The organism is Methylonatrum kenyense (assembly GCF_023195885.1).
In the GTDB taxonomy this organism is placed as follows: Bacteria; Pseudomonadota; Gammaproteobacteria; order Nitrococcales; family Aquisalimonadaceae; genus Methylonatrum; species Methylonatrum kenyense.
Genome location: NZ_JALPKO010000001.1, coordinates 209,408 through 230,265, shown reverse-complemented (window position 1 = coordinate 230,265; position 20,858 = coordinate 209,408). Strand labels below are relative to the sequence as shown.

Annotated in this window: 20 protein-coding genes; 10 read left to right on the top strand and 10 right to left on the bottom strand. The window is 63.4% G+C overall.

Annotation, left to right across the window (positions count from 1 at the left end):
- The first annotated feature begins 2 nt into the window (after window positions 1-2).
- The 7 genes from M0534_RS01140 (at window position 3) to M0534_RS01110 (ending at window position 5,947) form a co-directional block, all read left to right on the top strand.
- Window positions 3-596, top strand: coding sequence for an isochorismatase family protein (locus M0534_RS01140; protein WP_248566568.1), 594 nt, complete (start codon window positions 3-5; stop codon window positions 594-596).
- Complete coding sequence (locus M0534_RS01135) at window positions 593-1,483, top strand: isocitrate lyase/PEP mutase family protein (protein WP_248566567.1); 891 nt, start codon at window positions 593-595, stop codon at window positions 1,481-1,483. Before M0534_RS01140 ends, M0534_RS01135 begins: the two co-directional genes overlap by 4 nt.
- Window positions 1,480-2,418, top strand: a complete 939-nt coding sequence (locus M0534_RS01130; RefSeq protein WP_248566566.1) for a DMT family transporter — start codon at window positions 1,480-1,482, stop codon at window positions 2,416-2,418. Before M0534_RS01135 ends, M0534_RS01130 begins: the two co-directional genes overlap by 4 nt.
- 54 nt (window positions 2,419-2,472) lie before the next feature.
- On the top strand, window positions 2,473-3,873 hold the full coding sequence (leuC, locus tag M0534_RS01125) for a 3-isopropylmalate dehydratase large subunit (protein WP_248566565.1): 1,401 nt from the start codon (window positions 2,473-2,475) through the stop codon (window positions 3,871-3,873).
- Between the two features lie 38 nt (window positions 3,874-3,911).
- Window positions 3,912-4,562: a 3-isopropylmalate dehydratase small subunit gene (gene leuD / locus M0534_RS01120; RefSeq protein ID WP_248566564.1), complete on the top strand. Its 651-nt coding sequence runs from the start codon at window positions 3,912-3,914 to the stop codon at window positions 4,560-4,562.
- A 16-nt stretch (window positions 4,563-4,578) separates the two neighbouring features.
- Entirely contained in the window at window positions 4,579-4,983 is a 405-nt protein-coding gene (locus M0534_RS01115; RefSeq protein WP_248566563.1) for a VOC family protein, read from the top strand.
- A gap of 148 nt (window positions 4,984-5,131) precedes the next feature.
- Complete coding sequence (locus M0534_RS01110; protein ID WP_248566562.1) at window positions 5,132-5,947, top strand: alpha/beta fold hydrolase; 816 nt, start codon at window positions 5,132-5,134, stop codon at window positions 5,945-5,947.
- A 48-nt stretch (window positions 5,948-5,995) separates the two neighbouring features.
- Here M0534_RS01110 and M0534_RS01105 read toward each other — a convergent pair whose 3' ends face one another.
- Window positions 5,996-8,026: an FAD-dependent oxidoreductase gene (locus M0534_RS01105; RefSeq protein ID WP_248566561.1), complete on the bottom strand. Its 2,031-nt coding sequence runs from the start codon at window positions 8,024-8,026 to the stop codon at window positions 5,996-5,998.
- Window positions 8,027-8,051: 25 nt separating this feature from the next.
- Here M0534_RS01105 and M0534_RS01100 point away from each other — a divergent pair, with 25 nt between their 5' ends.
- From M0534_RS01100 to prpR, 3 genes are read left to right on the top strand one after another with little or no spacing between them, the layout of a single operon-like run.
- A complete protein-coding gene (locus M0534_RS01100) occupies window positions 8,052-8,297 on the top strand; it encodes a hypothetical protein (protein ID WP_248566560.1) in 246 nt (81 codons plus the stop codon).
- Between the two features lie 16 nt (window positions 8,298-8,313).
- Window positions 8,314-9,291 carry a quinone oxidoreductase family protein gene (locus tag M0534_RS01095; protein WP_248566559.1) on the top strand — a complete coding sequence of 326 codons (978 nt, stop codon included), beginning with the start codon at window positions 8,314-8,316 and terminating at the stop codon, window positions 9,289-9,291.
- Window positions 9,292-9,330: 39 nt separating this feature from the next.
- Entirely contained in the window at window positions 9,331-11,301 is a 1,971-nt protein-coding gene (prpR, locus tag M0534_RS01090) for a propionate catabolism operon regulatory protein PrpR (RefSeq protein WP_248566558.1), read from the top strand.
- Window positions 11,302-11,340: 39 nt separating this feature from the next.
- On the opposite strand, the gene M0534_RS01085 is transcribed toward prpR, so the two are convergent.
- The 9 genes from M0534_RS01085 to M0534_RS01045 form a co-directional block, all read right to left on the bottom strand.
- Window positions 11,341-12,126, bottom strand: coding sequence for an SDR family NAD(P)-dependent oxidoreductase (locus tag M0534_RS01085; protein WP_248566557.1), 786 nt, complete (start codon window positions 12,124-12,126; stop codon window positions 11,341-11,343).
- 26 nt (window positions 12,127-12,152) lie between these two features.
- Window positions 12,153-13,049 carry an aminotransferase class IV gene (locus M0534_RS01080; protein ID WP_248566556.1) on the bottom strand — a complete coding sequence of 299 codons (897 nt, stop codon included), beginning with the start codon at window positions 13,047-13,049 and terminating at the stop codon, window positions 12,153-12,155.
- A 51-nt stretch (window positions 13,050-13,100) separates the two neighbouring features.
- Entirely contained in the window at window positions 13,101-13,856 is a 756-nt protein-coding gene (locus tag M0534_RS01075; protein WP_248566555.1) for an SDR family NAD(P)-dependent oxidoreductase, read from the bottom strand.
- A gap of 14 nt (window positions 13,857-13,870) precedes the next feature.
- A complete protein-coding gene (locus M0534_RS01070; RefSeq protein ID WP_248566554.1) occupies window positions 13,871-14,260 on the bottom strand; it encodes a RidA family protein in 390 nt (129 codons plus the stop codon).
- Between the two features lie 100 nt (window positions 14,261-14,360).
- A complete protein-coding gene (locus M0534_RS01065) occupies window positions 14,361-14,747 on the bottom strand; it encodes a nuclear transport factor 2-like protein (protein WP_248566553.1) in 387 nt (128 codons plus the stop codon).
- Window positions 14,748-14,790: 43 nt separating this feature from the next.
- The gene (locus M0534_RS01060; protein WP_248566552.1) at window positions 14,791-15,537 is read right to left on the bottom strand and encodes an aspartate/glutamate racemase family protein; all 747 of its coding nucleotides are present in this window, start codon (window positions 15,535-15,537) and stop codon (window positions 14,791-14,793) included.
- Between the two features lie 370 nt (window positions 15,538-15,907).
- Window positions 15,908-16,165, bottom strand: coding sequence for a twin-arginine translocation signal domain-containing protein (locus M0534_RS01055; RefSeq protein ID WP_248566551.1), 258 nt, complete (start codon window positions 16,163-16,165; stop codon window positions 15,908-15,910).
- A 13-nt stretch (window positions 16,166-16,178) separates the two neighbouring features.
- The gene (locus M0534_RS01050) at window positions 16,179-18,278 is read right to left on the bottom strand and encodes an oxidoreductase (protein WP_248566550.1); all 2,100 of its coding nucleotides are present in this window, start codon (window positions 18,276-18,278) and stop codon (window positions 16,179-16,181) included.
- 74 nt (window positions 18,279-18,352) lie between these two features.
- Window positions 18,353-20,485 carry an oxidoreductase gene (locus M0534_RS01045; RefSeq protein WP_248566549.1) on the bottom strand — a complete coding sequence of 711 codons (2,133 nt, stop codon included), beginning with the start codon at window positions 20,483-20,485 and terminating at the stop codon, window positions 18,353-18,355.
- Between the last annotated feature and the right edge of the window lie 373 nt (window positions 20,486-20,858).

Genomic DNA, 20,858 nt, shown 5'->3' with positions numbered 1-20,858 from the left:
CCATGGTGCTCGACAGCAAGCGCCTGACACGGGCGAAGCGCTATGCGCTGGTGCTGGTGGACCTGAGTATCGGTTTTACCGATCCGGCGCGCAGTCCGCTGGCCGCCGAGTGCGATGACGTGGTCGCCGCAAACCGGGAATTGCTCGATTTGTTCCGCGAGCGAGGCTGGCCGGTGGTCTACACCACGGTGGCCTATAACGCGCCGGAGCAGTCATCGGTGTTCCGGGAAAAACTGCCCGTGCTGAACGAGCTGGCGGCCGGGTCCGGCCTGGAGGACATCGATCCGCGTCTCCTGCCTCGGGATGGCGAACCCGTGATCGTCAAGCACGCCGCCAGCGGTTTTTTCGGTACCGATCTGCATGAACGGCTGCAGGCCCTGGATGTCGATGGCGTCATCGTCACCGGCCTCACGACCAGCGGTTGCGTGCGCGCCACGGCGGTGGACGCCCTGCAGTACAACTACCGTGTGGTGGTGCCGCGCGAGGCCGTCGGTGACCGGGACTTGCGGGCGCATTACGCGAATCTGCGGGATCTCGGGGTCAAGTACACGGATGTGCTCAGCCTGGCCGAAACCAGGGAGTTGCTCGCGTCATGAGCGAGGCGGTATTCGTCTCGCCAGCGGCAAGGCTTCGCCAGCGGCTTTCGGAGCGGGAGATACTGGTCGCCCCGGGCGTATTCGATGCCTGGAGCGCCCGGCTGACCGAGCGTGGCGGCTTCGAATCGGTCTATATGACGGGCTTCGGCACCGCCGCCAGCCTGCTCGGCGTGCCGGACCTCGGGCTGGTCACCGCAACGGAGATGGCGGATCACGCCTCGCGCCTGTCACAGGCTGTCTCCGTGCCGGTGATTGCCGATGCCGACACCGGCTTCGGGGATCTGCTCAACGTGCAACGGACCATGCGCCTGTATGAACGGGCCGGGGTCGGCGCGATCCAGCTTGAGGACCAGGTCTCTCCCAAGCGCTGCGGCCACATGGAGGACAAGCAGGTTGTGCCCGCGCCGGAAATGGTCAAGCGGATTCGTGCCGCCCGCGAGGCCTGCTCGGATCCGGACATGGTAATCATCGCGCGCACCGACGCCCGCGCCACCGACGGTCTTGACGAAGCGCTGCGTCGGGGCGAGCAGTATCTGGCAGCCGGCGCCGACGTGCTTTTTGTCGAGGCACCGCAGAGTGATGCCGAGCTGCAGGCGGTCTGCGACGCCTTTCGCGGAGAATGGCTGCTCGCGAATGTGGTGGAGGCCGGCAAGACGCCCTACCACGCGGCCGGCGAACTGCAGGCCATGGGATTCCGGCTGGCGATCTTCCCGATCAGCAGCCTGCTGGCGGCGACCCGAGCGATGGCCGCGGGGCTGCGCGAGATTCGCGACCAGGGCCGACTGACGGGCGAGACGGCCTATGTGGATTTCGGCACCTTCAATCAGCTGATGGGACTGGAGGATTACATCCGGGCGGCACGGGATCTGGCCGGCCCGGAGCGGTGAACGCCCTGCCGGCCGGTAACGGGGCGGACGCGGCACGGTGGCGCTCCGGCGTCGTTCTGACCCTGCTCGGCGTGATCGCCTTCTCCAGCAAGGGTGTGTTCGCCAAGCTGGCCTATCCGCACGGCGTCGAGCCGGCCGCGTTCATGCTGATGCGCATGAGCCTGGCGATCCCGCTGTTCTGGTTGTTGTTGCTGTGGCGCGGTGAACCGGTCACCGAGGACTGGCGTCCGCGCGTCGATGGCTGGCGGCTGCTGTGGGCCGGGCTGGTGGGCTATTATGTGGCGCAGTTGCTCGACCTGATTGCGTTGCAGACGGTGTCGGCGACACTGGGTCGGCTGATCGTCTTCACCTACCCGTGCTTCATCGTCATCCTGCTGGCGCTGCTTGGTCGACGCTGGCTGGAGGGACGGGTCGTCGTGTTGTTGGCATTCAGCTACGGCGGTCTGGCGCTGGCACTGGTCGGTGGCGGCATGGAGGAATTGCGCGCTACCTGGAGCGGCGTGTTGATGATGCTGGCGAGCGCAGCGCTTTTCGCCACCTATTACGTGATCGCCGGTGATCTGGGCCGCAAACTCGGCACCAGGCGCTTTTCCGCGCGGGTCATGACCATCGCGACGATCGGAATCGCTGCACATTACGTTCTGCTGCATCCGCTGGACGCTCTCTGGGGGCAGCCCTGGATCGTCTACGGGTTGGCACTCGCAATGGCCGTGGTCGCAACGGTGCTGCCGCTCATCCTCATCGTCGAGGGAATGCGGCGGGTCGGCACCGAGACGTCGGCGGTCTTGAATCTGGCCGGTCCCGGCTTCACCTTTATTTTGGCCTGGGTATTGCTAGGAGAACAGTTGCGACCGCTGCAATGGCTGGGTTTTGCCATTGTGCTGCTGGGCGCCTGGCAGCTGAGTGGGCGTCGCGTGGCGCGACAGGATAATTGACGTTGGAACCGCCTGGGTCCACTGGACCGGTGCGTGATGAGGGGTAACAAGGCAATGGGCAAGACGCTTTACGACAAGCTCTGGGATGACCATACGGTGCAGCGGAACGAGGACGGCACCGTTCTTCTCTATATCGACAGGCACCTGGTCCACGAGGTGACCTCGCCGCAGGCCTTCGAGGGCCTGCGCCTGGCCGATCGGGAGCCCTGGCGCAAGGATAGTATCCTGGCGGTGCCGGACCACAATGTTCCCACGTTCATGCGTCATACCATCGAGGATCCGGTCTCGCGCATGCAGTTGGAGACGCTGGACAAGAATGTGGCCCACTTTGGTTTGCGGGAGTTTCCGCTGAACGATTCCCGCCAGGGTATCGTGCACGTGATTGGCCCGGAACAGGGCTTCACCCAGCCCGGTGTGACCATCGTCTGCGGTGATTCGCACACGGCCACTCATGGAGCGCTCGCGGCGCTCGGCTTCGGCATCGGCACGTCGGATGTGGAGCATGTGCTGGCGACCCAGACCCTGCTCATGAAAAAGTCGAAGAACATGCGGGTCACGGTCGACGGCAAGCTTGGCAAGGGAGTAACGGCCAAGGACATTATCCTCGCGGTAATCGGCAGGATCGGCACGGCCGGCGCGACCGGCTACACCATCGAGTACGCTGGCGAGGCAATCCGCGACCTGTCGATCGAGGGTCGGATGACCATCTGCAACATGAGCATCGAGGCCGGCGCCAGGGCGGGACTGGTCGCGGTGGATGACAAGACCATCGACTATCTGCGTGACAAGCCGATGGCGCCCAGGGACGACCTGTGGGATCAGGCGGTCGCCTATTGGAGGACCCTGGTCAGTGACCCGGACGCCGTGTTCGACAAGGAAATCACGCTGCGTGCCGAAGACATCCAGCCGCAGGTCAGCTGGGGCACCTCGCCGGAAATGGTCGTGCCGGTCAGCACCTCGGTACCGGATCCGGCTGAGGAAGCCGATCCGGTCAAGCGGCAGGCCATGGAGCAGGCATTGCGTTACATGGACCTGAAGCCGGGGACGCCGATGGCGGAAATTCCGCTGGACAAGATCTTCATCGGTTCCTGCACCAATTCGCGGATCGAGGATCTGCGCGCGGTGGCCGAGATCGTCAAGGGCCACAAGGTGGCGGCGACGATCAAGGAGGCCATCGTGGTGCCGGGTTCCGGTCTGGTTCGGCTGCAGGCGGAGAAGGAGGGGCTGGACCGGATTTTCACCGAGGCCGGTTTCGAATGGCGCGAGCCCGGTTGCTCCATGTGCCTGGGCATGAATCCGGACAAGCTTGGCGCCGGCGAACGCTGCGCCTCGACCTCCAACCGCAATTTCGAGGGACGCCAGGGTGCTGGCGGCCGGACCCACCTGGCCAGTCCGGCGATGGCGGCTGCCGCCGCCATTCACGGACATTTCGTCGACGTCTCGCAGTTGCAGTAAGTCCGGTTCGCAAGTTTGCGGATCGAGGGAGCGAAATCATGAAAGCGTTTACCCAGCATCAGGGGCTGGTGGCACCACTGGATCGGCCCAATGTGGATACCGACGCCATCATCCCGAAGCAGTTTTTGAAGGCCATCAGCAAGACCGGTTATGGACCGTTCCTGTTCGATGACTGGCGTTACACTGATGGCGGCGGCATGCCGGGGCAGGACTGCTCGCAGCGGCCGCTGAACCCGGATTTCGTGCTCAACCAGACGCGCTATCAGGGCGCCAGCATCCTGCTGACCCGCGACAATTTCGGTTGTGGTTCGTCACGGGAGCATGCGGCCTGGGCACTGGCCGACTACGGCTTTCGCTGTGTCATCGCGCCGAGCTTTGCCGACATCTTTCACGGCAATGCGGTCAGCAACGGCATCCTGCCGGTTCGGCTTGACGCCGAGACCGTGGAGCGGCTGTTCCAGGAGTGTTTCTCGGCCGAGGGCTACCGGCTGACCGTCGATCTTGAGGCGCGGACGATCGAGACGCCAGGTGGCGAAGCCATCGCCTTCGAGGTCGAGGACGGCATCCGTCATCGTCTGCTCAACGGGCTGGACGATATCGGGATCACGCTGCAGTCCGCCGATGCCATCCGCGATTATGAGCAACGCCGGAAGCAGGAGAAGCCGTGGCTCTACACCGAGCCAGCCTGAGGCCGGGGAGCGGTTTGTGCTGACCTCGGTACACCACCTCGCCTTCGCCGTGCGCGAGCTGGAACGGGGTATCGCGCTGTTCCAGCGCCTTACCGGGCGTGAGCCGGCCCATCGCGGGCCGGTTTCCACCCGGGGCGCCGAAGTTGCGGTTTTCAAGCTGGACAACCTGAACATCGAGGTGGTGGCCCCCACCGACCCCGGGGGCTCGCTGGCGGCGCACCTGGACGCCCATGGCGAGGGCTTTTTCCATCTCGCGTTCGGTGTCGATGACGTGGCCGCTGCCGCCGCCCGACTTGAGGGTCAAGGCATCGGTATGCGTTCGCCGCCGTATGTGGCCTTCCGTGACTGGGAAATCGCCTATCTTCGCAGCGAGGATACCGGCGGCATTCCGATGCATCTCATCCAGCGCGACGCTGACTGATTCCCGTTGCAGTTCTGCACGCGGACGATTCGATTCCTCGACGCATTTTCTGATTGACATCTCCCGCACCGCGCCGCTGCTGCCGGCGTGCCGTCTGGCAGCGTTCTTGCTGCATGCCAAAGGACAGCAACCGGCAGTGGAGAAATTCATGGTGAGCAATTCGAATCAGGTCGTGGACGGGATCGAAAAGGGCTATGTGCGGACCGACGCCGGCCAGGTCCATTACCGGCACCTTCCGGCCCCGGGTAAACCGACCGTTGCCCTGTTCCACCAGACAGCAAGCTCGTCGGCCATGTTCGAGCAGGTCATGGCCCGGTTGGCCGGCGACTACGACCTGGTCGCGTTTGATACGCCGGGATTCGGCGGTTCCTTCGAGCCGACGACGATTCCGTCGGTGCGCTGGCTTGCCGATGTGCTCTGGCAGGCGGTCACCGCGCTCCAGCTGACGCCGGTGCATCTGCTGGGTCATCACACCGGGGGCTGCATCGCTCTGGAAATGGCCGTGGCGCACAAGCCGCAGGTGCGTTCCCTGACCATCATCGGTGCGGTGCTTGCGACCGCCGAGGAGCGGGCCGAGTATCGCAAGACCTTTACCGCGCCGTACGCGCCTGATAAGGACGGTGACTATCTGAAAACCGCCTGGGACTACCTGGCCGGTCTGGGTGCCGATGTCAGCGTCGAGGTGCACAATCGGGAAATGGTGGATCACCTGCGTGCCTGGCGGGCGTTGCCACAGACCTTCAGCGCGGTCTGGGACCAGGATTTCGAGGCCCTGTATCGGGCCGTTGACGTGCCGCTGATGAATATCTGTTCCGAGGATGACGTGCTCTGGCCGTTCCACCAGCGCGCCCTGCGCGAGCGACCGGACTCCGCCAGCGCCACGGTCCGCGGTCTGGACTGGCAATGCGACCGGGATCCGGACGGCGTGGCGGATGCCGTGCGCGGGTTTCTCCGCCGGCAGTAATCCCTGCGGCGCCCGCATGACCGGGCGCCGAACCGGTCGAGCCGGCAGCTAGGCGAGTTCCCGACCCAGCCGCTCGCCCTCGTAAATCACTGCCTCGATGGCCCGCGGCGCGACACAGTCACCGATGCGGTGCAGGTTACCTTGCCGTGTTTCCTCCAGCTCACGGTAGAGCACGTCATTGCTGCGTCGGCCCAGGGCCAGCACCACGCGGTCCGCCGCCACCGGCTCCGGCTTGCCGCCCCAGATGCCGTAGATCTCGGCACCGCCGCCGGTGATGCGTTCGACAAAGGTCTGGCCGCGGATCACGACGCCGAGTTGCTGCAGGCGCGGCAGTACATGGGGCAGGTCCAGAGTCTTGAGCAGCCCCTCGCCGGCGAACAGCTTCGGCGTGACGAGTTGCACCTGGCAGCCGGCCCCGGCCAGCAATTCCGCGAGACAGAAGGGCAGGTGTTCACCGGTCTCGTCGATGATCAGGGTTCGTTGGCCGAAGACCGCTGGATCCTCAAGTGCATCGCGCAGCGCGGTTTCCACATCCGTGACATGGTCGGCATCGGCGCCGGGCAGCGTGAAGCGGTCGGGCCTGCTGGGGCTGTAGCCGGAACGTTCGAAACGCGCTCCGGTGGCACAGACCACGGTGTCCCAGTCGCCGCCCGACAGCGTATCCGCCGTAACCCGTGTCGCCAGTCGGAGTGTGACGCCGGCTCGCTCCGCCGCCTGCTGCATGTCCTCCACGGCCATGCCCCAGTTTTCCCTGCCCGGTAGGCGGCGAAGCAGTGCCAGGCGACCACCGCATTCCTCTTCCGCCTCGAACAGCGTGACCCGATGGCCGCGTTCGGCGAGACGTGCGGCGGCAGTCATGCCGGCGGGGCCGGCGCCGATAACGGCAATACGCTTGTCCTGTCCGGCGCGGACCGGGCGCAAGCGGCCCGCACCCCATTCCGCCTCACGTCCCGCGGCAGGATTCAAGGCACAGATGACGCCCTGCTGATCCAGTTGATGCTTGATGCAGATGTTGGCGCCCACGCAACGGCGAATTTCCTCGGGCCGGCCCTGCCGCAGCTTGTTGACCAGCTCCGGGTCGGCCAACTGGGTCCGCGTCATTGCCACCATATCGGCCCAGCCGTCGGCGATGATCCGGTTCGCCGTGTCGCCACTGAGAATGCGGCCGACAATAAAGACTCTGGCCCGGTCGCCGACCACGGCCTTGGCCTGGCGTCCGAAGTCGGCCATGAAGCCTTCGGGCAGGCTTCCCATCGGGGCCACTGCGATGTGCAGTGCGTGATAGCCACCGCCGGTTATGCTGAAATAGTCGAACAGGCCGGAGGCGGCGAGGATCTCCAGTTGGGCGCTGGCATCTTCACCGGTAATGCCCGCCTCGCCGATGAACTCGTCGAACGATAGGCGTACCCCGACCGTGATGCGGTTGCCGACCCGATTGCGGATGGCGTCGCCGATCTGCAGCAACAGGCGGCACCGATTCTCGACCGAGCCGCCGTAGGCATCGGTTCGACGGTTGAAGGACGGACTCAGGAACTCGCCGACGAACTGGGCATGGGCCCCGTGGATCTCCACGCCATCCGTACCGGCTACCGCGGCGTTCTCGGCGGAGCGCGCGAACCCGTCGATGACCTCGCGAATTTCCGCCTCGCCGACTTCCATGGGTGTTTCGCTGGAAAACGCGGACGGCATGGCGCTGGAGGCCCAGAGCGGGCGCCAGTCGTCGATATGCAGCATTCCCTTGCCCTGGGCGCCGCTGGCGAAAAGTTGGACGAATATCCGGCCGTCATGCGCATGGACTGCGTTGGCCAATGCCTCGTATCGGGGAATGACACGCCGCTCATAGGCGTTGCTGCCGCCCAGGTAGTTGTGGCCTGCCGGATGCGCCGCCTGTTGTTCAAGCACGAGCAGCGCACAGCCTCCCCGCGCACGCTCGGCGTAGTAGTCGATATGGCGCTGGCTTATCAGGCCGTCGTCGGCGTAGAGCTGCGCATGCGCCGAGGCCATGATGCGATGGGATACGCGGGTTGGACCGATGGTCAGCGGTGACCACAGCTCGGGCCAGCGAGAGACGGTCGGCATCGCGTTTGCTCCTGCGGCGAATGGCATGCAGGTTGCTGCAAACCGCATGCCGAAGAATCCATTCGAACGAAAGCCGGGCGTAGTGCCTGTTTCAGACCAATGCCTGTTGAAAAAATGGAAAATTGGTTGCGAAACTAAAACAGTTCCTTCTGGTGCTCTTGTCCCGGCCGCGGGTTCGGCGCGACAGGAGCGCATCCTGGTGGTGCAGGTGCCTGGCATGTCACTTGCTGGTTTCAATTTGGTAAACGAAAAAATCGACGTTGCATGTTGAGAGCGAGGAGAACGATGTGAGCATGGCGATTGTTCAGAACGCCCTTGGTGGGCCCGAGGCTCTGGAGTGGCGCGATCATGACCCCGGCTCTCCGGGACGGGGCGAGGCATTGCTGCGGCAGACCGTCGTGGGTGTCAATCTGATAGAGATCGGGATGCGGCAGGGGGCCTATCCCGGGCCGAATCCGCCCTTCGTTCCCGGATTCGAAGGCGTTGGTGTGGTGGAGGCCGTAGGGCCGGGCGTGGATCAGGTAAAAGTGGGGCAGCGGGTTGTGTACGCCTACCCACCGCTTGGCAGTTACGCCGAGCAGCGGGTTTTCCCGGCGGAGTTTCTTGTACCGCTGCCTGATGATATCGACGACGAAACCGCGGGAGCGGTGTTCATGAAGGGCCTCACCGCCTGGATGCTTGTTGAGCGCGTGCACCCCGTGCAGGCGGGTGAGACGATTCTGGTCCATGCGGCTGCCGGTGGAACCGGGTTGCTGATGTGTCAGTGGGCCAAGGCCCTCGGCGCAACCGTGATCGGAACCGTCGGCACTGACGAGAAGGCTGCGGTGGCGCGGGACCATGGCTGTGACTATCCGGTGGTCTACACCCGGGATAATTTCGTTGATACCGTCCGCGAGGTTGTGGGTGATGCCGGCCTTCCGGTGGTCTACGACTCGGTGGGCCGGGATACATTCGATCGCTCGATGGCATGTCTGGCACCGACCGGCACAATGGCGCTGTACGGCATGGCCTCCGGGGAGCCTGACCCCTACTATCTTATGCGCATGGGCCTGGACAAGTCCTACTTCCTCACCCGTCCGGCCGTTTTTGTCTATGTCAGTCGAAGGGACTGGCTCCTGCAAGCCGCCGATCGGCTGTTCGGCTTGATCCGGTCCGGCGATATCAGGGTCGAAATCCAGGCCCGGCACCCCTTGCGGGAGGCAGCACTGGCGCACCGCGACGTGGAAGCCCGGCGTACCACCGGTTCCACGATTCTATTGGTCTGATAGGAACGTGCGGGCACCTCGCCCGCCGGGAGAGAAAGTGTGGTTGGAGCAGATCAGGTCGGCCCCAAGGCTGGCGTCCCTCGTATTCCCCGCATTGTGGCGATCAGCTACAAGGGACTGACCCGGCTGATCAACAGTGTTATTCCGCATTATCGGGGCATAGCGTCGATACGCACTGTCGACAAGGTTTTCGACGAAGCCGTCGCCGCAGCCGAGGGGTTGATTGCCGCCAACGAGGTCGATGTCATCATCAGCGCTGGTGCCAACGCCTCCTACCTCCGAGAACGCTTGTCGGCGCCGGTGATCCGTATCAATGTCTCCGCCTTCGACATCCTGCGGGCCATGCTCAAGGCACGGAATCTTTCCGACAAGGTAGCGCTTATCACCTACCGGGAAACCGATGCCGAACTGCAGGAAGTGAAGCAGCTCATCAATCTGGACATCGAGCAGCGTTCCTACACCACGATTGAGGACGCCCGCCTGCAGTTCCGCGAACTCAAGGCTGAGGGCTACGGTGTCATTGTTGGTTCCAGCTTCATCACGGATCTCTCCGAGAGCGAGGGACTTACCGGGATCCTGGCCTATTCGCCCCAGGCGGTGCATCAGGCCGTGGACGCTGCCATCGAGGTGGCGCGGACACAACACATCGAGAAAACCCGCCGCAACTGGCTCGATCAGGTGATCCGGCACCTTAACGAAGGGGTCATCGCCGTGGACCCGGACGAACGGGTGCAATGCTTCAATCCGGCCTCGGAACGCATTCTCGGCGTCAGTGCCGACAAGATGCTGAATCGGCGCCTCAGCGAATTGCTGCCGTCCATGGGCCTGCGGGATACCCTGGCCAGTCAGGAAGTGGATCTGCATCAGATTATCCGGGTGGGCTCCCGGCTGCTGATGGCGAGTCGTGTGCCCCTGATGGAATACGGCGTCAACAGCGGTGCGGTCATCACCTTCCAGGATTCCACCAGCATCGAGAATGCCGACCGCAACATCCGCTCCCAACGCCGTACCCGTCACTACACTGCCAAGTACCATCTTGAGGAAATCATTGGCGAGTCCCGGTCCCTGGGCCGGGTCTGCGAGCTGGCCCGCCAATATGCGGCATCCGAGTCCACCGTGCTCCTGACGGGTGACAGCGGCACCGGCAAGGAACTGTTCGCCCAGGGGATCCACAATGCCAGCCCCCGGGCAGGGGGTCGGTTCGTGGCCGTGAACTGCGCCGCTTTTGCCGAGAGCCTGCTGGAAAGCGAGTTGTTCGGCTATGAGGAGGGTGCCTTCACCGGGGCGCGCAAGGGCGGGCGGACCGGCCTGATAGAGGCCGCGCACGGTGGCACGCTCTTCCTGGACGAGATAGGGGACATGCCCATCAACCTGCAGACACGCCTGCTGCGGGTGTTGCAGGAGAGGGAAGTCATGCGGCTGGGCGGCACGCTGGCCGCGCCGGTCGACGTGCGGGTCATCGCCGCAACCAATGTTGACCTCAAGGAGCGGATGATCAGCGGTGAGATGCGGGAGGACCTGTACTACCGGCTGAATATTCTTGTACTGCAGATCCCGCCGCTGCGAGAGCGGGGGGATGATGTCTTGGTGCTGGCGGACTATCTGCTGCGTCGGCATCTCACCCAAATGGGTTGCGACCGCGATCCCCGGCAGTTGCTTGAAATGCTGGAGGACAAGTTGCGGTCCTATTCCTGGCCCGGCAACGTGCGGGAGTTGGAAAACCTGGCGGAACGCCTGGCGGTGTTCTTCATGCACGCCGATGGCTGGTCCCGGGAGCAGTACCGGCGGGCCCTGTATTCGGTGGTCCCGGAACTGGTCACCGAGGTCGTCACGGATGATCCGAAGTCCCTCAAGGCGGAGCGGGAACGGATCGAGCTGAACCACATCCAGCGGGTGGTGGCGGAGTGTGACGGCAGTCTGCCGGAGGCGGCCAAGCGACTGGGCGTCAGTCGCACCACGCTGTGGCGCAAGCTGAATCGGGCCAATGCAGCCCGGGCGAGGAACGACTGAGTTGGTTGCCGTCTCGCCGGATCGAAGGTTTGCTCGGTCTCAGGTCAGCAGAGGCGTCAGTTCACCCAGGGTAATGCCGCCGTCGAAAACGACAGTCTGGCCGGTCATGTAACCGGCCGCCGGCGAGGCGAGGGTTGCCAGAAACTCGGCCATCTCCTCGGGTCTGGCCACGCGTCGCAGAGGGACGGCGGCGGTAAGCTTTTCCAGCCCGTCCGGGCCCACGGAGTTCACCGGGTCGGTGGACTGTGCGGTCCAGATCAATCCGGGTGCCACTGCGTTGACCCGGATGCAATGGGGGCCCAGTTCCACGGCCAGGGCCCGGGTCAGGCCCTCGATGGCGCCCTTGGAGGCACAGTAGTGCCCGTGGGCGGGCCAGCCCCAGGCGTGGCCCTCGATAGATGATACCGACAGGATCACCCCGGAGTTGCGGCGGATCATTCCTGGGGCAACGGCCCGGGAACACCGCACTGTGCCACCGAAATTGACATCCATGGTCTGGTTCAACTGCTCGTCGGTCATTTCCGTGAACGGTGCGGTGCGCGCAATGCCGGCATTGTTGACCAGCACGTCGACGCTACCCCAGGTTTCCTCCAGCTCAGCCACCATGGCATCCACCGCCGAGGTATCAGCGACGCTCAGGGTGTAGCTTTTGGCCTGGCCGCCACGACTTTCGATGGCCTTCCGGGTCTGGGCCAGTCCCTCGGCGTCGGTATCGCAGATGGCGACCCGGGCACCCAGCTCGGCGAAACGCCGGGCTGCATGGCAACCGATGCCGATCTGGCTGGCGGCGCCGGTGACGAGCACCACCTGGTTGTCGAAGGACATGGCTGAATTCTCCACGGTTGTCGGATTCATGAATGGATGGGGGTGCCGTGCTCGCCGGCTTCACGGCTGGCCCAGTAAAGGCGGTCCAGCTCCCGCGTGATCGGTCCCGGAGCCGGGCCGCGCAGTGTTCGGCCGCTAATCTCCCGAACGGGGAGTGCGCCGCCGGCGGTACTGGTGGTGAACACTTCATCCGCGGTGCACAGGTCATAGACCGTGAGCTGTCGCAGTTCGACCGGTACGCCGGCGCGCTCGGCGAGTTCGAGAAAGGTCTGCCGGGTGATGCCGTGGAGTATGTCCACGGCCGGGGTGTACAGGATGCCGTCGCGGATCATGAACAGGTTGGAGGCGGGTCCCTCTGCCACGAAACCGTCCTTGTTGAGCCAGACAAGATCATCGTAGCCGGCCGCGCTGGCCTCCACCTTGGCCAGCTGGAAATGCATTCGACTCAGGCACTTGTAGCGGGGGTCCAGGGTGTCCGACGCGAAGCCCCGCAGCTGCGACACCATAAGCCGAATACCCTGTGACCGCTGCTGCTCGTCGCCAAGGAAGATATAGGGGGCGGCCCAGATCACTTCCGTGGGCTGATGTACCCGGGGGTCGGCGACCACCTGTTCAGGAACGCCGCGCGTGATGATGAAGCGGATGCTGGCATCATCCAGGCCGTTGCGTCGGACCGTTTCGATGATGGCCTCGCCCCACTGTTCGCGATTCAGCGAGGTGTGCAGATGCGCCGCCTGCAGGGAATCGAAGAAGCGATTCACATGCTGCCGGAGCTTGAAGATGCTGCCCTTCCAGGCCGAGACGACGTCGAATACGCCATCCCCGAGCAGGAAGCCCTGATCAAACACCGAAATCCCGGCCCGGGATGCCGGAAGGTACTCGCCATTCAGGTAGACAACGGGTTCCTGCTGGTCCTGCTGCATGATTTTCTCCCTTGCCGGGGCAGGCCGGCCCCGATGTTTTACGCCGCGAATCTAGAGAAACACGTCGCCGCCATTGGGGCTCAGGGTCTGGCCGACGAAATGCCTTGAATCGTCACTGGCCAGAAACACGTAGGCCGGCACGATGTCGTCGATGGGCGCGATCCTGCCCTTCGGGATCGAGGCCCGGATCTGGTCCAGGACCTGTGGGTCCACATTGGCCAGAATCGGTGTGTCCGTGGTGCCGGGCGCGACGCAGTTGGCGCTGATGTTTCGGCTGCCGATCTCCAGGCTGAGGGAGCGCGTGAAACTGATCATGGCGGCCTTGGCGGCGGTGTAGTGGGAGAAGGCCGGTGCGCCCTTGTAGGCTAGTTGGGAGGCGGTGTTTATGATCTTGCCGTCATCCCGATCGTACATCCCGGGCAGCACCGCACGGGTGCACAGGAACACACCCCGCAGGTTGATGGACATCAGCTGATCCCACATCTCGGTGGGCATTTCATGGACCGGCGACATGCTGGCGATGCCGGCGTTGTTGACCAGGATGTCGATTCGGCCGAACTCCGCCTCTACCTGGCGAACCATGTCTTGCACCTGCTGCTCGTCGGACACGTCCGCCTGCACCGCCAGGGCCCGGCGGCCCAGGGTGCGCAGTTCCCCGGCCAGTGCCTCGGTGGCGTCCTGTTCCCCCGCGTGGGGATAGTTCAGCGCCACATGGGCGCCCTCCCGGGCGAAGGCGAGGGCCACGCCGCGGCCGATGCCGCTGCTGGCGCCGGTGATCAGTGCAAATCGGTTGTCGAGCTTGGCCATGAACCCGGACTCCTTCAGTCGCAGCGCGCCATTACGTCGATTTCCAGCATCAGGCCGGGCAGGGCCAGACTGCTGACCTCCACGGTGGTATCCGCCGGATAGGGAGGCGTGAAATAGCGCTTGCGGCATTCAACGATATGGTCGAAATACCGAACGTCGGTAAGGTAAATGTTGACCTTGAACACCCGGTCAAGGCCGGATCCGGCCTGGCGCAGCACATGCTCCAGATTGCTGAAGACCTGGCGTGCCTGGGCCTGGAAGTCATCCGCGCCGACAATGTTGCCTGCGGAATCAATGGATGCTTGCCCGGAGACATACACTGTCCGATCTACAATGGTTGCTTGGGACATATTGAATGGCTTATGCCAATCGAGTTCGGCTTGGCAGTGCTGAATGTCTTTCATGTGACGAACCCCAAAAAAATGGGCGCCGGGCGGCGCCCCAAGTTGCCCGCTCGGGCGGAGGAAGGGGCATGCGCCCCGAAGCATTCGTTGTGCAGCGCGATCAGCGCAGCACGTTCTCGCCACTCATGAACACATAGACGCGCTGGAAGCGGCCATCCTTGCAGTACCAGTGGTTGCAGTTGTGCAGTTCCACCTTGCCGCCTTTCTCGTCTTCCAGAATCACGTCGAAGCGGGAGGAAATGCGCTCCGCTTCCGCGTCCACGGTGTGTTCGAAATTGCCGTGCCAGATCTTGGTGTAGGAGCTGAACAGGGTTTCGAACATGTTCTTGATGCCCTGGTCGCGGCCTTCATGAACGATGGGCTGCGTCTGGACACAGAGGAAGGCATCCGCGTTGAAGCAGTCCAGCACCGGCTCCAGATTCTTCTTGTCGACATTGGCGAAATAACGGTTCACGGCCAGGTCGATCAGGTAGTCGCGGTCGATCATGGTTTTTTTCCTCGTGGTTTGTTGTGATCCTTGGTTCCGGGAATCAATTGCCGAAGCTGTGGAAGAGGGCGTCGTTGGGTGCTTCCGGCTGGGGGAAGGCGCGCTTGCTGTGGCTCAGGTTCATCGCAAGCATCGCCTCGCAGAACTTGTACATGACCAATCCCGGGTTGATCACCGGTACCGGCAGACGTTCGGCCAGGTAGGCGTGTGACTGGTGCATGGTGGTGGAGCCCAGCACGATGACATCGGCACCGTCTTCCTCGATGGCCCGCAGGGACTCCTCTTCCAGTTTCCGGAAGATCACCTCTTCCTTGCCGGCCAGAAGTTCCTTGAGATCGGGGCGGGTGTCGATGTTGCGCATGGAAGCCAACCGGTCCCACAGCTTGTATTCATTAAGATTCTTTTTGTAGAAGTGATACCACTTGTCCCACATGCTGATGATTGAGAATTTCTGGCCCAGCATGCAGGCGGCGTAGTAGCCCAGACCGCCGGGTCCGAAAACCGGGATGTCCAGGCGGGAGCGCAGCGGATACAAGGCGGAATCGCTTACCGTGTCGATGCACACGGCGGCATAGCCCTCATTCTGGGCCGCCAGGCCCGCTTCCATCACGGAAAAGTCCATCAGCAGGGCGTCATGGTAGCTGTCGCCGAAGGCCGCACCGGCCTTCACCGAGACGAATTCCGCCGCGTAGCCGGGCGCGATGATCTCGTCGGGCAGTTGCTTGGAACGGTTGGCAACGCTGTCCTCGTCCATGGGAATCGGCACAATGATCTTGACGCGCTTGGTCATGGTTCCTCCGGGGATTTTTGCTGGTATTCGGGCGGACTGCTCAAGTCCCCCTTTTAGTCCCCGGAACGGGAGCAAAACCCGGGCCAGTACGGCTGGCGTCCTGATGCGGATCACGGGAAATACTGTGCGGACAAGAGCTTGTCGTCGCTTTTAACGGGGTGATTTGACGTCAAATAAACTTTCAGGCCTCGGCTTTGTTGCGCATTGGGCTTGCTGGTTTCAGGCGTGAAACGTAAGGCGTGAGATCATTGCGGGTCGGATGTCGGGGCAGGATGAGGTAGTGCGGAGCCGGCAGAGGTGGATGCCCGTTTCGGTTGGGAAACCCGCCATCGCCGAGTTGTGACTCGGGATGGCGGGATCCGGTGTCGATTCAGCTCATTGCAAAATAGCCGACCGGTGCCACCACACTTGTGGTGGCGGTGGTGGGTAGATCGCAGCAGCCCGCCCAGCGGGCGTCTTCCTTGTAGAGGCGTCGCAGTTCGTCATCTCCCACCGGTCGGGTGGCCGGCCCGGTTTCCGGGGCGCTGCGACCAAGGGCCATGGTAGGCACGGCCAGGCTGGCGGTGCCGAAAGCGGAGGCCTGTAAAAAGCGCCGCCGGGACAGCTTGAAGTGATTGCCGGTTTTCATTGCCGTAGGCTCCTCAGAAGTCGTCGAACACCGCCGGGCGGGCAGGCGCCTCGAAGTTTTCGAGCTGCTCCAGGTCCCCAGGCATGATGTACCGTTCCTTGTTCTCAAACAGTTCCCGCCCCGCAAGCATGCCCTCGTAGATGGCGTGCTGGATCTGGCGCGGTGCCATGCAATCACCGATGCCGTGCACCGTGATCTCCGGCATTGCCTCCTTGAGCGCAATGTACAGACTGTTGTCCGACTTGTGACCGGTGGACAGCACCACGGTATCGATGCCCTCCAATACCTCCTCGTGCCCATTGAACAGGCTGAAAAGGGTTACCCGGTTGCCGTCGATCTCCTTCGCCCAGGTAACGGTTCGGTGTTTCAGGCCCTTGGTGAACAGTTCCTTGTACAGTACCGGCAGATCCAGGGTTGGTGCCATCATGGGGAACAGTGATGTATGCCGGGTGACCAGTTCCACCTCGTGGCCCCGATCCAGCAGCAGTTCGGTAGCGCCGGCGGTGTAACGGGTGCCGTCGTCATCCAGCACCAGCACGCGTCTACCAATTTCTTGATTCTGCAGCAGGACCTCGTAGAAGGTCACAACGTTGGGCTGGTTGACGCCGGGCAGTTCGTGGACCGTCGGGTTGACGCTGCTAAAGCCGTCCCGGGCAGGCGTGGAGCCGGTGGCCACTATAACGCCGTCCGGTTCCATGTCCCGGATCATGTCCACACCGGCCTCGGTATTGAGGCGGATATCCACGCCGTTCTTTCGCATGTGGTGGTCAAGATCGCGGATGATCCAGCCGAAGGTGTGACGACGTGGAGTGCGCAGAATCATCTGGACCTGGCCGCCCAATGCGTCGGATTTCTCCAGCAGGGTCACGTTGTGGCCCCGGGAGGAGAGCACTTCGGCGGCTTTCATTCCCGCCGGACCGCCGCCCACGACAACGTATTTCTTCGCCGTTTCCGCCTGTTTCAGGGTCTGCAGGCCGAAACGCCCCTCCCGTCCAGCGGCGGGGTTGAGGATGCAGGTGGTTGGCTGGCCCTGGAAGATGCGGCCGATGCAGCCCTGGTTGCAGCGGATGCAGTGATAGACATCCTCAACCCGGCCTTCCTTCATCTTCTTGACGATTTCCGGGTCGGTGATCTGGGCGCGGGTCATGGCCACCATGTCGGCCTCGCCCTGGGCGACGATGTCCTCGGCGCTGTAGACGTCCTTCATGCCGCCGACGAGGAAGACCGGGATGTCGCCCACTTCCCGCTTCAACTGAGCGGTCTTCTCCAGCAGCCAGCCGTCGGGCAGATCCGAGGGGCCGATGGCGTAGGTGATGCTGTGATACGTACCCGCCGTCGTGTTGATGAAGTCCACCAGGCCGGTGGCCTTGAGCTTCTTGGCCACCTCGATGCAATCGTCGGCCGTGAGGCCGCCGGGCACGAAGTCGCTGACCGGGATCCGCACGCCGACCACGAAGTCCGGGCCCACCTTTTCCCGGACCGCCTCGATCACCTTGATGGCCAGCCGCAGGCGGTTGTCGAGACTGCCGCCGTACTCGTCGGTGCGCTTGTTGAACAGTGGCGACAGGAACTGATGCAGCAGATAGCTGTGGCCGATATGCACCTCGGTGCCGTCGAAGCCGGACTCCCGGCAGTAGGCCGCACTCTGGGCCCACCAGCGCTTGAGTTCCTCGATGTCGGCCTTTTCCATGGCCTTGGGGATCTCGTGGGTAGCCGGCGAACGCACCTGTGAGGGCCCCCAGAGAATGCGGTAATCGTCCATCGGCGTGCTGGTGGCGTTGAGTCCGAAGTGGTTCAGCTGGGCGAAGATCTTGCTGCCGTACTGGTGCACGCCGTCGGTCAGCATGCGGTCGCGTTTGATGATCTCCTTGCGGAAGCCCCAGCCGAAGTTGCGCATACCGGTGGTGGACGTCGGATGTACCAGCCGGTTGCCGGCGATCATCAACCCCATGCCGCCCCGGGCACGCTCCACCTTGTAGTCGATGTGCCGCTGGTTGGTCATGCCGTCGATGTCATAGGCCTTGACATGGGCTGTCTGGAAGATCCTGTTGGGGACCGTGATGTTGCCGATCTGCAGAGGTGACAGCAGATGTCGAAACGTGTCATTGCTCATGGATAATCAACCCCGTGTAAGGGGCCGCCTGGGCGGGATCTGCCCAGGCGGCCGGATAGCGTTCCTGTTCTGGCTCAGCCCTTCATGGCGGGCGGTGCCGTCGTTGTACCGAGCATGGCCCGTTCCCAGGAATCGTCGAATTCCTCCAGTTCGCCCTGCTCGATGTAGCGCGAGTGATCGAACAATTCGCGCCCTGCCAGCATGCCTTCGTAAATCACATCCTGGAGCTGACGGGGCAGCAGGCAGTCGCCGATCCGGTGCAGATTCTCCACCTGACCGTCCAGCTCCCGGAACAGGGCGTCGTCCGCTTCGTGCCCGGCGGCGATGATGAAGGTGTCAGCCTCCAGGACTTCACTGTCCTGATCGGTGAAAAGATTGAACAACTGCGCCTTTTCACCTTCCACGCGCCGCACCCAGGAGTTGATCGTGTACTCCAGGCCCTTGCGAAACACATGCTGGTAGTTCACCGGCAAGTCCAGGGTCAGGGCCAGATTGGGAGAAAGGGCGTTGAAGCGACTCACCAGATGCACGCTGTGGCCACGGTCCAACAGGTACTCGGCGGTTCCGAGGGCGTAGCGGCCACCATCCTCGTCGAACAGCACCACCCGCTTGCCCACGGCCGAGGAGTCCTGCAGCACTTCCGGCACGCTAAGCACGTTTTGCTGGTCCATGCCGGGCACGACGTCCACCGCCGGCCGGGTGGAGGTGAAGCCCGTTTTCAGGGGGACGGATCCGGTGGCCAGCAGCACGCCGTCGGCACCGAAGGCCTTCACGGTCTCGGCATCGGCGGGCGTATTGAGGCGTACCTCGACTCCGGCCTTGCGGATCTGTCGTTCCAGGTCCTCCGTGACGAAGGCGAACTTCTGCCGCCGCGGTAGCATTGCCGCCAGGTTGACCTGGCCGCCGAGGCGCTCGGATTTCTCCAGCAGGGTCACGCGGTGGCCACGCTGTCGCAGGGCCAGGGCCGCCTTCATGCCGGCAGGCCCGCCGCCCACGACTAGCCAGTGGGCCGATCGGCCCGCCGGCTCCAGCGTATGGGGCCCGAAGCGCTGCTCACGGCCGGCCGCGGGGTTCACCACGCAGGAAATGGCATTGCCGACCATCAGCCTGGCGATACAGGCCTGGTTGCAACGGATGCAGTTGTTGATTTCGTCCTCGCGGCCTTGCAGAAGCTTGTTGGCAAACTCCGGGTCCGCGATCTGGGTGCGGGTCATGGCGATCATGTCCGCGGCTCCGGCTTCCACCAGCTCCTCGGCCCTGGCCGGGTCCACGATGTGACCGACGATGAACATGGGGATGTCCCGTACGGAACGGATCGCGGCGCGCATTTTCGCGCCGCGTTCCACCAGCCAGTTCTCTTCATAATCGCCAGGGGGGATCTGGTCGGCATGGGCGGCATAGGTGCCGGCGGTGGCGCTCACGTAGTCGACCATGCCCGTGGCCACCATCAGCTTGGTCATCTCTATGGCCTGGTCGGCTTGCATGCCGTCCACCGTGCACTCGTCCATGGACACCCGGATGCCCACCGTGAACTCCGGTCCCACGGCCTTGCGTACCGCCTCGATTGTCTCAATCGGGAAGCGCACGATGTTCTCGAGGCTGCCGCCGTACTCGTCGGTCCGCTTGTTGTAGACGAAGGACAGGAATTGCTGGTGCAGATAGCCGTGGGAGTAATGCAGTTCCACGCCATCCAGGCCGGCGGCCTTGGCGTTGATGGCAGCCTGCGCGAAATGCGCCGACACCTCGTCCATCTCCGCCTTGGTAATCTCCTTGGAGCATTCGTTGTAGGCCGGGGACTTCATAGCCGACGGTGCCCAGAGTACCCGGTAGTCATCGAGTGCGCCGGAGCGGCCCTGTGGGCCAAAATGCATGATCTGGGCAACGATTCGGCCGCCGAAGGCATGCACCGCCCGAGCCATTTCGGAGTCCCGCTCGATATTTTCGTGGCGGTTGCCGCGCACTAGTGTGCGGCCGGGGCCGGTGGAGGTCGGGTGAACGTGGCGTCCACCGGTCACCAGCAAGCCGCAACCTCCCTGGGCACGCGCCGCCTGATAGTAGATGTCCCGATTGTTGGTCAGACCATCCCTAGAATGATAGCCCTTGGCGTGTGCGGTCTGCATGAGCCGGTTGCGAACGGTGAAGCCACCGATCTTCAGCGGTGAAAGCAGGTGGGGGTATTTTTCCAGGCCGGGCTTGCTGTCACTCATTCTTCGAATCCTCTCTCCGTGCTGTGTGTGCCGTCGATTCTGCCGTCGACGGCTGACCCGAAACGAGTTGCAACCCCGATGCCAGTCTTCGGGCCGTGCGGTCAGTCATCGGCAGTATCGTTGCAGCAGCGGGCGCTCGGGGCTCACCTGGTCCGAGCCGGGTTGCCGTAATGGAATCGTAGCTGTTTCACCCCTGAAACCACGGGCGTTCCGCGAGGAAACAGCGCGTCACTGCCGAGTCGTTTGCGGATCCAGGGGCGGAACGCGATGGGAGCCGCCATGGATATGCCGGTGCGGGTTGCATTGATGTCAGCGGCCGCGGTTTTCGAAAGCGAAACGCAGTCTGGCACAGGCATTGCTGCATACGGGCCAG